Source organism: Neobacillus thermocopriae, from assembly GCF_010975035.1.
GTDB classification, from domain to species: domain Bacteria; phylum Bacillota; class Bacilli; order Bacillales; family Cytobacillaceae; genus Neobacillus; species Neobacillus thermocopriae.
This window is the reverse complement of sequence record NZ_JAAIUV010000023.1, coordinates 43,905-57,753: the sequence shown is the minus strand read 5'-3', so window position 1 is coordinate 57,753 and position 13,849 is coordinate 43,905. Positions and strand designations below refer to the sequence as shown.

The 13,849-nt window shown below is 37.6% G+C and carries 14 protein-coding genes and 1 pseudogene; 11 read left to right on the top strand and 4 right to left on the bottom strand.

What is annotated here, in order from left to right:
• From G4Z05_RS13390 to G4Z05_RS13375, 5 genes and pseudogenes are all read left to right on the top strand, one after another.
• The coding region (locus G4Z05_RS13390; protein ID WP_163252335.1) for an ABC transporter substrate-binding protein at positions 1 to 486 on the top strand (486 nt) is incomplete at its 5' end.
• A gap of 19 nt (positions 487 to 505) precedes the next feature.
• Positions 506 to 1,099 (top strand): annotated as a pseudogene (locus tag G4Z05_RS13385) (aliphatic sulfonate ABC transporter substrate-binding protein); the annotation flags it as partial.
• 28 nt (positions 1,100 to 1,127) lie between these two features.
• Positions 1,128 to 2,270 carry an FMNH2-dependent alkanesulfonate monooxygenase gene (ssuD, locus tag G4Z05_RS16425; protein ID WP_205597558.1) on the top strand — a complete coding sequence of 381 codons (1,143 nt, stop codon included), beginning with the start codon at positions 1,128 to 1,130 and terminating at the stop codon, positions 2,268 to 2,270.
• Positions 2,271 to 3,035: an aliphatic sulfonate ABC transporter permease SsuC gene (ssuC, locus tag G4Z05_RS16420; protein ID WP_205597557.1), complete on the top strand. Its 765-nt coding sequence runs from the start codon at positions 2,271 to 2,273 to the stop codon at positions 3,033 to 3,035.
• 13 nt (positions 3,036 to 3,048) lie between these two features.
• Positions 3,049 to 3,825 carry an ABC transporter ATP-binding protein gene (locus tag G4Z05_RS13375; protein WP_412758511.1) on the top strand — a complete coding sequence of 259 codons (777 nt, stop codon included), beginning with the start codon at positions 3,049 to 3,051 and terminating at the stop codon, positions 3,823 to 3,825.
• 109 nt (positions 3,826 to 3,934) lie between these two features.
• Here G4Z05_RS13375 and G4Z05_RS13370 read toward each other — a convergent pair whose 3' ends face one another.
• Both G4Z05_RS13370 and G4Z05_RS13365 read right to left on the bottom strand, forming a co-directional pair.
• Positions 3,935 to 4,375, bottom strand: coding sequence for a cell wall hydrolase (locus G4Z05_RS13370; RefSeq protein ID WP_163252333.1), 441 nt, complete (start codon positions 4,373 to 4,375; stop codon positions 3,935 to 3,937).
• Between the two features lie 206 nt (positions 4,376 to 4,581).
• Positions 4,582 to 4,737, bottom strand: coding sequence for a hypothetical protein (locus G4Z05_RS13365; RefSeq protein WP_163252332.1), 156 nt, complete (start codon positions 4,735 to 4,737; stop codon positions 4,582 to 4,584).
• Between the two features lie 148 nt (positions 4,738 to 4,885).
• Between G4Z05_RS13365 and G4Z05_RS13360 the strand changes: the two genes are divergently transcribed.
• The 4 genes from G4Z05_RS13360 (at position 4,886) to G4Z05_RS13345 (ending at position 9,583) form a co-directional block, all read left to right on the top strand.
• On the top strand, positions 4,886 to 5,770 hold the full coding sequence (locus G4Z05_RS13360; RefSeq protein ID WP_163252331.1) for a LysR family transcriptional regulator: 885 nt from the start codon (positions 4,886 to 4,888) through the stop codon (positions 5,768 to 5,770).
• A gap of 287 nt (positions 5,771 to 6,057) precedes the next feature.
• A complete protein-coding gene (gene ftsZ, locus G4Z05_RS13355) occupies positions 6,058 to 7,365 on the top strand; it encodes a cell division protein FtsZ (protein WP_163252330.1) in 1,308 nt (435 codons plus the stop codon).
• Between the two features lie 144 nt (positions 7,366 to 7,509).
• Positions 7,510 to 8,724, top strand: coding sequence for a YecA family protein (locus G4Z05_RS13350; RefSeq protein ID WP_163252329.1), 1,215 nt, complete (start codon positions 7,510 to 7,512; stop codon positions 8,722 to 8,724).
• A gap of 259 nt (positions 8,725 to 8,983) precedes the next feature.
• On the top strand, positions 8,984 to 9,583 hold the full coding sequence (locus G4Z05_RS13345) for a hypothetical protein (protein ID WP_163252328.1): 600 nt from the start codon (positions 8,984 to 8,986) through the stop codon (positions 9,581 to 9,583).
• Positions 9,584 to 9,658: 75 nt separating this feature from the next.
• On the opposite strand, the gene G4Z05_RS13340 is transcribed toward G4Z05_RS13345, so the two are convergent.
• A complete protein-coding gene (locus G4Z05_RS13340) occupies positions 9,659 to 10,465 on the bottom strand; it encodes a cell wall hydrolase (protein ID WP_163252327.1) in 807 nt (268 codons plus the stop codon).
• A 473-nt stretch (positions 10,466 to 10,938) separates the two neighbouring features.
• Here G4Z05_RS13340 and G4Z05_RS13335 point away from each other — a divergent pair, with 473 nt between their 5' ends.
• Together G4Z05_RS13335 and G4Z05_RS13330 are read left to right on the top strand one after the other, a co-directional pair.
• A complete protein-coding gene (locus tag G4Z05_RS13335; protein ID WP_163252326.1) occupies positions 10,939 to 11,733 on the top strand; it encodes a hypothetical protein in 795 nt (264 codons plus the stop codon).
• 195 nt (positions 11,734 to 11,928) lie between these two features.
• The gene (locus G4Z05_RS13330; RefSeq protein ID WP_163252325.1) at positions 11,929 to 12,558 is read left to right on the top strand and encodes a DUF2238 domain-containing protein; all 630 of its coding nucleotides are present in this window, start codon (positions 11,929 to 11,931) and stop codon (positions 12,556 to 12,558) included.
• A 66-nt stretch (positions 12,559 to 12,624) separates the two neighbouring features.
• Here G4Z05_RS13330 and G4Z05_RS13325 read toward each other — a convergent pair whose 3' ends face one another.
• Entirely contained in the window at positions 12,625 to 13,848 is a 1,224-nt protein-coding gene (locus G4Z05_RS13325) for an MFS transporter (protein WP_163252324.1), read from the bottom strand.
• Between the last annotated feature and the right edge of the window lies 1 nt (position 13,849).

Below are 13,849 nucleotides of genomic sequence, written 5' to 3'. Positions count from 1 at the left end.
TTCGCCCAAGCTGCCGATGCACCACTCGTTTATTTTGCCAATGAGCCAGCTAATCCGAAGGGTGAAGCTATTCTTGTTCCAAAAGATTCCAAGATTAAAAGTATAAAAGATTTAAAGGGGAAAAAAGTTGCCTTAAATAAAGGATCCAATGTCCATTATTTACTTGTTCGAGCACTAGAAGAAAATGGATTGAAATACGAGGAGATAGAAACGGCGTTTTTACCTCCTTCAGATGCTAGAACCGCATTTGAAAAAGGGGCGGTGGATGCATGGGTCATTTGGGATCCTTATTTAGCCGAAGCTCAGAAACAAACAGGCGCTCGTATTTTGCTCGATGGAACTGGATTGGTACATAACCGTGAATATTTCCTTACCTCCAAATCATTTGCGAAAAAACATCCCGATATCCTTGATATCGTCATCGAGGAATTAGAAAAAGAAGTTCGCCCAAGCTGCCGATGCACCACTCGTTTATTTTGCCAATGAGCCAGCTAATCCGAAGGGTGAAGCTATTCTTGTTCCAAAAGATTCCAAGATTAAAAGTATAAAAGATTTAAAGGGGAAAAAAGTTGCCTTAAATAAAGGATCCAATGTCCATTATTTACTTGTTCGAGCACTAGAAGAAAATGGATTGAAATACGAGGAGATAGAAACGGCGTTTTTACCTCCTTCAGATGCTAGAACCGCATTTGAAAAAGGGGCGGTGGATGCATGGGTCATTTGGGATCCTTATTTAGCCGAAGCTCAGAAACAAACAGGCGCTCGTATTTTGCTCGATGGAACTGGATTGGTACATAACCGTGAATATTTCCTTACCTCCAAATCATTTGCGAAAAAACATCCCGATATCCTTGATATCGTCATCGAGGAATTAGAAAAAGAAGAAGAATGGGTAAGTAACAATCAATCAGAAGCTGCCAAATTCCTTGCCCCTCAAATCGGTATGGATCAAGAAACATTGGAAGTGGTTCTTGAAAGAAGACCATTTGGAATCGAAAAGATCACGGATGAACGGCTGAACGATCAACAAAAAATCGCTAACAAATTTTATGAATTAAAACTGATTCCAAAGAAAATCAACATTTCAGACGCAAAATGAAATGTGAATCAATAGGAGGAGAGAAAAAATGAAAGTATTTTGGTTTATTCCCACACATGGAGATACTCGCTATTTAGGTGTTACTACTGGAGGAAGGGAAGTGAATATACACTACCTTCAACAAATTGCCAAGGCGGTGGACCATCTAGGCTTTGAAGGAGCCCTTATCCCAACTGGAAGATCTTGCGAAGATGCGTGGGTTGTAGCAAGTTCATTAATTCCTGTCACCTCGAGAATGAAATTTCTCGTTGCGGTACGGCCTGGTATCATGTCCCCGACCAATGCGGCAAGGATGGCTGCTACTTTTGATCGATTATCAAATGGACGTCTATTAATCAATGTCGTAACAGGTGGGGATCCTGTAGAGTTAGCGGGGGATGGTGTCCATTTATCCCACCAAGAACGGTATAGACTTACGGATGAGTTTTTAACGATTTGGAAGAACTTATTGGAATCAGGGGAAGCCGATTATTCCGGAAAACATTTAACCATTACAGGAGCTAAGCAATTCTTTCCACCGGTTCAGAAACCATATCCTCCCCTTTACTTTGGAGGTTCTTCTGAAATTGGTCAGCAAGTTGCCGCTGATCATGTGGATGTCTATTTAACATGGGGGGAACCGCCTAAACAAGTAGAAGAAAAAATAAAATCAGTGAAAAAATTGGCCGAAGAGCGGGGAAGAAAGCTACGTTTTGGTATCCGTCTTCATGTCATTGTCCGAGAAACAGAACAAGAGGCATGGGAAGCAGCCAACCGTTTAATTAAGTATGTGGATGATGACATGATTGCCGCCTCACAAAAAGTATTTGCACGGTTTGACTCCGTTGGACAGCAAAGAATGTCGGCACTTCATCATGGTCGGAGAGATCAATTGGAAATTAGCCCGAACCTCTGGGCAGGTGTCGGTCTGGTGCGAGGAGGTGCCGGTACGGCTCTAGTTGGAGATCCCAAAACTGTGGCGAAACGAATGAAAGAATATGAGGAAATCGGAATAGAAACGTTTGTTTTATCAGGATATCCTCATTTAGAAGAAGCCTATCGTGTTTCTGAGCTTCTATTCCCACACTTAAATTTAACAAATTCAGCGAATGATCCATCTTCTTCGATTGTCAGTCCATTTGGAGAAATTGTGGCTAACAGTTTTTTACCAACCATCGGGGGAGTGAAGTAAATGAAATGGAAGACAAAAATATTACCTTGGGTCATTCCAATCGGATTACTACTTACTTGGCAAGTATCTGCTTCGATTGGAATCCTTTCCACAAGGGTCCTACCGAATCCTCTTGATATTGTTTCTGCCGCAACAAATCTAACAAAAAGCGGTCAGTTGCCTGCAGATGTTTGGACAAGTACAAAACGAGCATTTGTAGGATTTCTAATAGGTGGCGGTCTTGGTTTTCTTTTAGGGTTGGTAAATGGGATCTCGAAAATCTCGGAAAAATTGCTCGATTCTTCTATACAAATGATTCGAAATATACCGCATTTAGCGTTATTACCCATTGTCATTCTTTGGTTTGGTATTGGGGAAGAGGCGAAATTGTTTCTGGTGGCTCTAGGGACCTTTTTCCCTATCTACCTCAACACCTATCATGGCATACGTTCGGTGGACCCATCCCTTATTGAAATGGCCTATGTCTATGAATTAAAAGGATTCTCCCTTTTTTGGCATGTGATTTTCCCAGCTGCTTTACCATCTATCCTTGTAGGGGTAAGGTTTGCCCTTGGAATTACTTGGGTAACATTGATTGTTGCGGAAACGATTGCCGCTGATTCGGGAATCGGCTATATGGCGATGAACGCTAGGGAATTTATGCAATTAGATGTCGTCGTTCTCAGTATTCTACTTTATGCACTTTTAGGAAAATTGTCTGACATGATAGCAAAAATAGCGGAAAAAAGATTAATCAAATGGCATCCAAGCCATCAGAATGAGTAAGGGGTGTAGAGTAGTGGCTATAGAACAACCGATCGTGAAACTGTTGAATATCCGAAAAGATTTTGGAGAAAAAGAAGTATTAAGAAAAATAGATTTACAGATTCATCAAGGGGATTTCATAGCTATTGTCGGTAAAAGTGGCTGCGGCAAAAGCACGCTACTACGGATACTAGCAGGTTTGGAAGCTCCCACTTCAGGTAGGCTCCTAGTAAATGGAGAGGAATGGAGAGGAAGAAATCGATTGGCCAAAATCATGTTCCAAGATGGTCGACTCCTTCCGTGGAAAAATGTTTACGATAACGTGGCGATTGGCTTAAAGGAGGAATCTCAAAAACAACAAATTGAACAAATCTTGCAACAGGTTGGGCTAGGGGACCGTTTACATTCATGGCCATCTGAACTTTCAGGGGGGCAAAAGCAACGAGTTGCTCTTGCTAGAGCCCTCATTCATGAGCCAAAGTTATTGCTGTTAGATGAGCCTCTTGGGGCTTTGGATGCCTTAACTCGTATTGAAATGCATGAATTAATAGAAAAGTTATGGAAAGAAAAGCAACTCACAGCCATTCTCGTCACCCATGATGTAGAGGAAGCGGTAGCATTAGCCAACAGGGTGGTCATTATAGAAGAAGGTCGTATTGCATTAGAAGTACCTGTCCGATTACCTTATCCACGGCACCGTGATCATCCACTATTTATGAAACTAGTGAATCAAATCTTAAATAAAATTTTAGGAAATAAAAGGATGACAGTTGAGTCAAATAGTAATCTGCCGGCCGTAGAATCGCAATGAAATAGATCATTCACGGTAGTGTTTGATACAAAAAAACAATGGGGACGGCCCTATTTCATACTTCTTATAAAAGCAAGTATGGTAGGGAACCGCCCCTTTTATTTTGGGGTTATCCTATATAAACACTATCACATGTCCCAGCTTTTGGTTCATAATAACAATGCTGCTTATATTGCCCAGAATGTGGTTGACCATACCATGTGGGAGGACAAGGAGCATATGGATTAAAATACCAAAGAGCATATTTAGATGGATGTTGTCTCCAATATTCCAAATTCTGTTTGGCTAGTCTCTTTTCAGAAGTTCTGGCTCTTTGATAAAAGACATTTCCCTTTTGAACCGCTTCAAAGGAATAGTTCCCTCCTTGCACTTGAAAAATCACTTGGGGAACAGTTCTTACCTGTTTAAAATCTAAACAATCGGCTATCACTCGATTGACAATCACATTTCCGACCATTAGCATTCCCAGTTTTCCTTCACCTTCAGCTTCTGCTCTCATCATTCGAGCCATTAAAGAAACGTCCGAATCTCGATAGTTTATTCGTGGCATTTTTCCACCCCCACATTTATAGTATGAAAAAATGTTCGAATACATGAAGAAATTTCTGTTTATTTTTAGAAAGGAGGAAGATGAAGATCTCAGCTGAAGGGAAAAAGGGAAAGTCGATGATGCATGTTCGAAATATAAAAAGATAAAGCAAAGGGACGGATTAGTTGGCACCATTTGCCTTCCAGCTCCGTCCCCTTTCATATATGTTAAGCTACTTCTTCAAAACATGGGTCATTGTAATAAACGACTTCGGATAGGATATTGCATCCTTTCATGTTTTTAAGTGCTTCTCGCGCTTGTTCTTCTGTTTCGAATTCATATTGTGTAAAAGATGAATTTGAAAAATGAGTGATTACCCACATTGAATAGGACCTCCTAAAATTAACCATATATATATAAATGATTGGTTGCTATGAGATAATGGTAATGCAATAATGGAAATAAATAAAATTGTTAATTGTTATGGTGAAATATAAAAATTTTTTATATGGAAAATTTAGGGTGATGTTTGTGGATTATCGTGATTGGGAAATATTAAGGGTTCTTTATAGTCAGAAAAACCTGACGAAAGCAGCGCGTCTTTTGTATATTACCCAGCCTGCATTGACCAATCGTTTAAAGCACATGGAGGAAGAATTGGGAGTCAAAATCGTCACTCGTGAAAGTAGAGGGGTTCATTTTACCGCTGAGGGAGAATATCTTGTCCGATGTGCGGATGAAATCCTTGAACAATTTAATAAAATTAAAGAGCATGTAAGGAATATGAGCAATCATGCTGGCAATGCAGTCGCAGGAACGTTAAAATTGGGAGTATCTAACTTTTTTGCCAATTATGAATTGCCTTCTATGTTAAAATTATTTAAGGAACAGTACCCGCATGTGGATTTTAAAGTGGTGACAGGGTGGAGTAAAGATGTTACCAAACTGATCCATAATAAGGACGTTCATATCGGCTTTGTGAGAGGCGACTATAATTCTCGAGGACTGAAAAAGCATTTATTATTAGAAGAAACAGTTTCCATTGCTTCTAAAGAACCTATCGATCTTGTAAATTTACCACATCTTCCTAGAATTGATTATAGTGGGGATGTTTTATTAAAAACCTTAATAGACAATTGGTGGGCTGAGAACTATATACAGCCACCTTTCATTAGTATTGAAGTAGATCAAGTGGATACATGTATGAAAATGGTGATGAATGGGTTGGGCTATGGCATTTTGCCTAGCCGCATGCTCAAAGATACAGAAAATATTTACAAAGTGGATTTAACACACCAAAATGGAAAACCAATCCTACGCAGAACTTGGATGTATTATCATAAAGAATCATTAGAATGGAACGTCACGAAAGCATTTATTCAGTTTGTGGAATCATTAACAGGTCGTTCAAAATAAGGAAGAATGAATACGAAAAAGAATAAAAATTAGGGAATAGCACACAGCCATTCTATCTTTCGATGACAATCTACTCTACTAAAGAATGAAAAAAATCATCAAATATAAAGGAATAACAAATTTGTAAATAGAATGTTAACTTAGCTTAAAAAAAGAAATACAATGCTTGTGTATACTAAATATTAAGCCTATTATATTTGATGTAATTACATAAAATATTTTCTATTATCCTATAAATAGATTCGAATCATATATTTATGAAAGTTGTTGTAGGAAGAGGGATGCGTATGTTTGATTATGATACACCAATCGATCAATTTGCCTCGATTAAAGTGATTGGAGTAGGCGGTGGGGGAAATAATGCCGTGAACAGGATGATCGAGGCAGGAGTAGAAGGAGTAGAATTCATCGCTGTTAATACAGATGCACAAGCACTTCAACAATCAAGAGCGGAGATTAAGATGCAAATAGGTGCGGCTTTAACAAGAGGACTAGGAGCAGGAGCCAATCCTGATATTGGAAAAAGAGCCGTAGAAGAAAGCAAACAGCAGATTGAAGAAGTATTGGCTGGAGCAGATATGGTTTTCGTTACCGCCGGAATGGGTGGAGGTACGGGTACTGGTGCCGCTCCTGAAATTGCTAAAATTGCACGAAAAATAGGTGCTTTAACGGTTGGAGTAGTTACACGTCCGTTTAAATTTGAAGGCCATAAGCGTGCGGTAAACGCTGAACGTGGGATTAAAGAAATGAGAGAATCGGTAGACACGTTAATCATTATTCCAAATGATCGTTTATTAGAAATCATTGATAAAAAGACGCCTATGTTGGAAGCTTTTCGTGAAGCGGATAATGTGTTGCGTCAAGGTGTTCAAGGGATATCCGATTTAATAGCTGTACCTGGTTTAATCAACCTTGATTTTGCGGATATCAAAACTGTCATGTCTCATAAAGGAACAGCATTAATGGGAATTGGTGTGGCCAAAGGTAGCAACCGAGCGGCCGAAGCTGCTAAAAAAGCATTAAATAGCCCGCTGCTTGAAACATCTATTAATGGGGCACAAGGGGTTATTATGAACATTACCGGTGGCCATAATTTAAGTCTTTATGAGGTTCAGGAGGCCGCGGAAATCGTTTCTTCTGCTTCTCACGATGAATTAAATATGATTTTTGGATCTGTTATTAATGAAAATTTAAAAGATGAAATCATTGTTACGGTTATTGCGACAGGCTTTAACGAGGAGGAACAATCAACCTTTAAAAAGCCATCCTCTCGTCCGATATCCAACCTCTATCGAACAGAACAACCGCGTACCATTTCTGTAGAAGGTACTAACATGTCTAATGAAGCGGATATGGACTATAATCGGAAGGGTTATATGTCAGAAAATACGAATATGGATGATCATCGAAATCATTACAATCAAGAAGAAACGGATTTTTATTATAACCGAAACGTCTACAAGCAGGAGGATACCTCATTGCAAAATGACCGATATTCTTACAAGCATGTAGAATCGGAGCATGAACATGACCGCTCTTCAGAAGATGAATTAGAATTACCAGCATTCTTCCGAAGAAGAAGTCGTTTTAGATAAGATGGAATAATCTGTAGACAGTCCCATTTGTCTACAGATTTTTATTTGGTTTACCAATTGAAAATACATTTGTTCTATTAGATAATAAAAAAGTTGAAAATTAGAAGGATGATATAGACACGATTTTTTTCCGAGGTGAACAACATGAGTAGAAACAGCGAAAAAGAAGCGGTTCAACAATTACTCGGATCTTCACAGGATAAGAATGAAATGTCGAGAAAATCTCAGCAAAAACGGGAATTAAAGATGTGGAGTGATATTTCATTACCTATATCCTTAAAGGATAGTCTTGCTAGACTGACGAAAGATGATCTGAGCCAAATTAGGAGACATTATCAAATTACCGGTGTAAGCCAATTAAAAAAGGGAGATTTAATTGAAGTATTACAATCAAAAATTCCCGAATTAGTAGATAATATGTTTTTGACGATCGATCAGGAACGATACGAAATGATTCAAAAAGCCCTTCGCCATGACGGCGTGGTTGTTGAACCAAATTTAACGAATAACCAGATGGAGTATTTTCGTAATTGTGGGATTCTGTTTCCTGGAATGAACAATGGCAAAAAAGTTTTGGCCATGCCAGAAGAATGGATGAAAATACTTGGTTCGCAAACGGATCATTCAAAATGGAAACCAATTATTCGTCGAAACACAGAATGGATCAAATTGACTCACGGACTTCTCTATTATTATGGTTCTCTAACCTTGAGAGAATTATTGGCAATGCTGAAAAAATATACAAAAAAAGAAGTTCCCGTTTCTGATTATCTTTCTGTGATTGATCATGCTCATTTCTATTACGAGCAAATCATGATCAACGACGAGGTTTTTTCAAATATTAGAGTATTGGACCCGAATCGAGTAAAAATGGAACACCAAAAAAGAAAAATTCTCGATTTTTATCCTTTTTCAAAAGAGCAGCTGATCAAAGCAGGAGAACCAAACTTTGTTGATCGGAATGAAAGTTATCAGCGCTTTGTTCAGTTTTTAAGACAAAATTATGAAATTAGCAAAGAAGATGCTGATTCCATTGCTGAAGAATGTCAGTTTGCGATTAGAATTGGTGAAGGACCAGGAGATATTCTTCGATATTTACAAACGATGTTAGAATTTGAAGGTTTCGATACGATCAATGCCTGTATGGAAAAAATTGTCCATCTTATGAATCATACAAGAGAATGGTTCCTAAAAGGATATACACAAAATGAGTTAGTGCAAATTGAAAAGAGACATTTACAACCATCGCCAATTCAAAAAAATAATGTGGTTGATATCCAATCAAGAAGAAAAATTGGTCGTAATGAACCATGCCCTTGCGGAAGTGGAAAAAAATATAAAAAATGTTGCGGAAAATAACGGGCCAATTCACCTAATTAACCCTTTCAAAAGTAACCATAGTAGCATGTTGCAATGGTAGGAGAAAAGTAATAATCCTTCCATTGCTTTTTTTCATGATGAGCAATAAAAGGATGACCATCTATACTTAATACATTTCAATTTTTTATGTATTTCCGTTAATAAAAATTTTACCATTTATGGATTTGTATATATAATTAGTGTGGAAAATCATCCTACAAAAAAGAGTATAAATGATCTATTAACTGGGGGTAGTAAAATGAGGACTTTTGCCTATTTCTTTATGGCTGCATTTGTTTTCCTTCTTGCTTCTTGTTCTTCAAATAGTCAACCTATTTCGAAGCTAGCGGCGAAACAAAAAGAACAGCCAGTTGAGGTAGAAAAAGGACCAAAAAATGTGGAGATTAAAATTCCAGCATCCATGTTCGAAGGTCAAGATATGGATGCCGTTATGGCAGAAGCAAAAAAACAGGGTGTAAAGGAAGTCATTAAAAATGAAGATGGTTCATTAACTTACAAAATGTCTAAGGAAACGTATAAAACAATGATGGAGAAAATAAAAGAAGGGATTTTGCAAACCATTGACGATTTGAAAAATAACAAAGAATATGTTTCCATTATCGATATTTCCTATAATGATACCTTTTCAGAGTTTACTTGGATGGTGGATAAAAAGGCCTATCAAAATAGTATGGACAAGTTTGCGGCTATGGGACTTGCCATGTCTAGTATGATGTACCAGCAATATAAGGGAATAGCTGATGTGGACCAAAAAGTAACGATTTATGTGAAAGATCAAGCAAATCAAGAGTTAATCGATACGATCACTTATCCGGATGATTTAAAGAAACAAGAATAAAATGCCGATATAAATCAAAAAAAGCGCACCAAATAGGTTGTTTCTATTTGGCGCGCCAATTTTCTCATTCTTAAATTATTTCGCAAAAACATGGTTTCCAATCGTTTTTACCGTTTGACGGGTACGGATCCAGCTATCAGTGGCAATTTCTGGGTTATAGAAATAAATGGAATGATTTAACGTATCTTCTCGTTTTAAAGCTTCTTCAACGGCTTTGATTGCCTCTTCTGAAGCAGGTTTGTTAATTTCACCGTTTTGTACGGGTGTAAAGGCGTAAGCTTTGCCCACCTTTTCATGAATGACTTCTGTCACTGTATCCGGAAACTCTGAAGATTCTACCCGATTTAATACAACCGTTGCAACAGCTACTTTTCCTTCATACGGTTCACCTTTTGCTTCCGCTTCCACTAGTCGGGCAAATAAGTCTTTTTCTTTTTCAGAAAGAGAAATCTTAGGTGCCTCTACTTTTTCCTCTTCTGCTTTTACTTGAGGTTCGGCTTGAGCCATTGTTTGAACAGGTTTTTCTTCTTGGTTCGAAGGTTCAGATGGAGCCGCTTCTGCCTTTGTTACAGCTTCAGATTCAGTTGATTTCGTCATCTTTTCTTCTACATTTGAATCATCCTGTTTATGGGATTTTTCTGAATCTGTTAGTAACTCTGGCTCTTTCAAGATTTCTTCCATTGATACTTGAAGCTCATCTTGATTCTTTTCTTTATTGATATCTATATTCTTAACAGTAGAATCTTTTTCCTGATTGATTTTAGGAAGTAGATCTTCCTTTTTCGCGATATATTCATCAATAGCTCTTGCTGTAGAATTGTGTATCACAAATCCGACTGTAGCTACACAAGCTACAACGAATACTTTCATCGAATTCTTCATGTTGTGTGCTACCTCCAATAAAATTTCATGATACTACCCTAACATGTTCCGTTACCTTTTTAACAGAACAATAGCATTACATTTCTTTATAATTGGATGAACAACTTTACGATTTAAGCAGTAATATGACAAACTTCCTATAAAATTGTCATAAACCAGGAAAAATTACGAAGCGGAGGTAATTATGTTAAAGCTACGGAAAATATTGTCGTTCCAAAATTTAGGGTGAATAAATTTCATTTTGTTCCTTTTAAAGAAAAATATGTAAAATATAGTGATTATGGTTTGTGAATCTCTTGTTCAGTCAAAATTTTATTGTAAAGTTGCAGGCTCTATCTTTGTTTTTTTAGTCGTATTTTGCCATTCACATTATTTTTGGGCTCCATTAATATTAGTAGTAAGAATCCATTTCGACAAAATCGATGATTGTACTGCACACATTTGGATGTGAAAAGCATGGTAGGGGGATTTAGGTGAATACGGATCAAGCATTTGAATTATTAAGGAGCGCGGGGGTTCCTGACGAAAAAATTATTCAAACAGTTAGGCGCTGGTTACGAGAACATAAAATTAAATATGCAGGGAATTCATCGAAAGTAGACTTAAAACTTGAAGATACGGATCAAGTAATTGAATTACTTAAAGATGCGGGTGTAGAGGCAAGCACAGGGCTTCAAATTGTTCAACAATGGTTCCATGAAGGGAAGATTCGAAAGATTGGAAACCGGGAGCACATCAATGATTATCTATCCGGTAATACAACGGCTCAACTCATTGTGACCGACCAAGAAAAAACAGTTCGTGAACTAAGGATTAAATTAAAAGCCCAGGATGAACATATGAAAGGAATGGAAGAGTTTTATAAACATACCATTAAGGAATTAAAACAACAAAGAGAAAAATTACATAAAGAAATGGCCGAATTACAGAATGAAAAAAGTTTATTACAAAAGGAAACAAGAAGAGTTTTAAAAGAAAATATTGAATTACGGAATGAATTGTTGAGGTTAAAAGAACATTATTCTCGCCAAGGCAAAGAAGAGGACGAAAAGAAAAATACAGAAAAGAGTCAAACCGTATCTCCTTCAACAACACCTGATTATCGTCGTAAATTAGGACTTTCAAAAACAGCAGGGGAGAAAGAAATATTAGCCAAGTTTAAGAAATTATTATTACTCACTCACCCGGATCATGGTGGAAATGCAGCAGCCTTTCATTATGTGAAAACGGACTATGACCAATATAAAAATAGTTTAAAAGGGAAATAAAACAGAGTAAGGATTGATAAAGGATTGAGTTGTCAGATCGAAAATGGAGAGTAGGAACGATCGCACCTTCAACGATAGACAGTTTTTCAGCATTATGCAACACTGGTGGGAAGACAGGAACTTTTTCCGATGTTTATGGAATTCCTAATAAGGAAATATTGAAGAATATATACGAATTTTTATAGGAGTGAAAAAGTGGACAGAGACCAAAGTCAAATGGTTCATGTAGGACTTTTGTTGCTTGTCTTGGCTGTTTTTATTTGGTCGATGATCAAGCCCGCCATTTTCTCATTATGGATCGTGGAAGTCCTTCCTGCTGTTGTGTTATTGATCGTGGTTATAGCCGTCTATCATCGTTTTCGATTTACGACACTTTCCTATTTCATCTTCGCAATGCTTTCCATTCTGATGTTTATTGGAGGCCATTACACTTATTCAAAAGTCCCGCTCTTTCATTGGATAAAAGATGTATTTGAATTACATCGAAATCATTATGATCGATTTGGGCATTTTTTGAAAGGGTTGCTGGTCATGGTGATCAGAGAAATATTATTGAGAAAAACTCCATTAAAAAAAGGGAAGTGGTTATTTTTTATTGCCGTAAGTATCATTTTAGCCATTAGTGCACTTTATGAAATCATTGAATGGTTGGCATTTGTGTTCGGGAAAAAAGGGGTAACGACCGAAAACTTTTTAGGTGCACAAGGAGATCGGTGGGATGCACCATGGGATATGTTGTTAGCCTTTCTTGGCTCCATTCTTGGACTCCTAGTCTTATCGAGATGGCACAACGATCAGTTAAACAAACTGTTGAAAAAGGAATAATGTATGTATTTATACCATTTGGGGAGTTGTCGTTGGCAACTCCCCATTGAATTTAGAAACTATAACTTAATGATGTCCTAAGCTTTTGTGATATGGTTGAATTCGGATAAGTTTTTTGTCTTTTCGACCATGTAGGACAATGTATAAGGCTAGCGAGAGTATGGTTATGAAGCTAAGGGCAATAAATAACTTGCCATAACCAATGATAGGTTGGATGGCACCTAAAATGGAAGGGCCGAAGCCAAGACCAGCATCTAATGCGATAAAGAAGGTAGAAGTGGCTAACCCTGATCGTTCAGGTGATGTAAGCTTAATCGCAATTGCTTGAGCACCAGATTGTAAGTTACCATAGCCAACACCAACAATCGCAGCGGCGATTAATAAAAGACCACCTGAATGGGCTACACTGACTAAAAATAATCCAATCGCTAATAAGATAAAACAAGGAATCATGACAAAGTTTGAACCTTTTGTATCCATGAAACGACCGCTAAATGGTCGTGTTAGTAAAATGGCAATCGCATATACAAGGAAGAAGAAGCTTGCCGCTGTTATTAAATGACGTTCCTCTGCAAAGAAGGTAAGGAATGCTAATAAGGCTGCATATCCAAATGACATAAAGAATGTGACGATGGCGATCCCCATCGCATTTGGTTCGATATAGTTTTTAATACTAAAAGCTTGTTTGGATTGTTCTTTTGCTTTTGTTAGTTTTTTCATAACTGGTTGTTTTAACGTTAAGCCGATAATGAGAGCAAATGCTCCTAAAATCAAGCAAAGGAAGAAAATCATATTGTAAGAGGTAAAACGTGTTAAGAACATACCTAGGAAAGGTCCAATGGCCGTACCAAGTGTTGAACTCATGCTAAAGTAGCCAATTCCTTCTCCTTTACGACTCATTGGAACAATTTGGGCAACCAAGGTTCCTGTCGCCGTTGAAGTGATCCCTGCAGTCATCCCGTTAACGAGCCGACTAATGAGTAAAAATAAAATTCCCGCATGAATATAATAAAGACCAGTCGTACTGATAAAGAAAATTAACCCTAAAATCAGGATTTTTTTCACCCCAACTGTGCCGATCACTCGTCCTGTAAATAAACGACCGATTAATACCCCCACAATGTAAATCCCTGTTGCCAAACCTGCTTGACTCGCTGTAGCATGATATTCTTTGACAGCAAAGGATGAGGTTGTCACCATTAATAAGTAGAAAATTAATGTGACGATTAAGTTAATAATGGATACGATGATAAAATCTTTTGTCCATAACTTTTCGTTTGTGTTACTCATC

Coding starts and splice junctions, on each gene's coding strand:
- G4Z05_RS13325 (WP_163252324.1), bottom strand. CDS start 13,848: ATGAGTAACACAAACGAAAAGTTATGGACAAAAGATTTTATCATCGTA.
- G4Z05_RS13345 (WP_163252328.1), top strand. CDS start 8,984: ATGAGGACTTTTGCCTATTTCTTTATGGCTGCATTTGTTTTCCTTCTT.
- G4Z05_RS13365 (WP_163252332.1), bottom strand. CDS start 4,737: ATGTGGGTAATCACTCATTTTTCAAATTCATCTTTTACACAATATGAA.
- ssuD (WP_205597558.1), top strand. CDS start 1,128: ATGAAAGTATTTTGGTTTATTCCCACACATGGAGATACTCGCTATTTA.
- ssuC (WP_205597557.1), top strand. CDS start 2,271: ATGAAATGGAAGACAAAAATATTACCTTGGGTCATTCCAATCGGATTA.
- ftsZ (WP_163252330.1), top strand. CDS start 6,058: ATGTTTGATTATGATACACCAATCGATCAATTTGCCTCGATTAAAGTG.
- G4Z05_RS13350 (WP_163252329.1), top strand. CDS start 7,510: ATGAGTAGAAACAGCGAAAAAGAAGCGGTTCAACAATTACTCGGATCT.
- G4Z05_RS13370 (WP_163252333.1), bottom strand. CDS start 4,375: ATGCCACGAATAAACTATCGAGATTCGGACGTTTCTTTAATGGCTCGA.
- G4Z05_RS13340 (WP_163252327.1), bottom strand. CDS start 10,465: ATGAAGAATTCGATGAAAGTATTCGTTGTAGCTTGTGTAGCTACAGTC.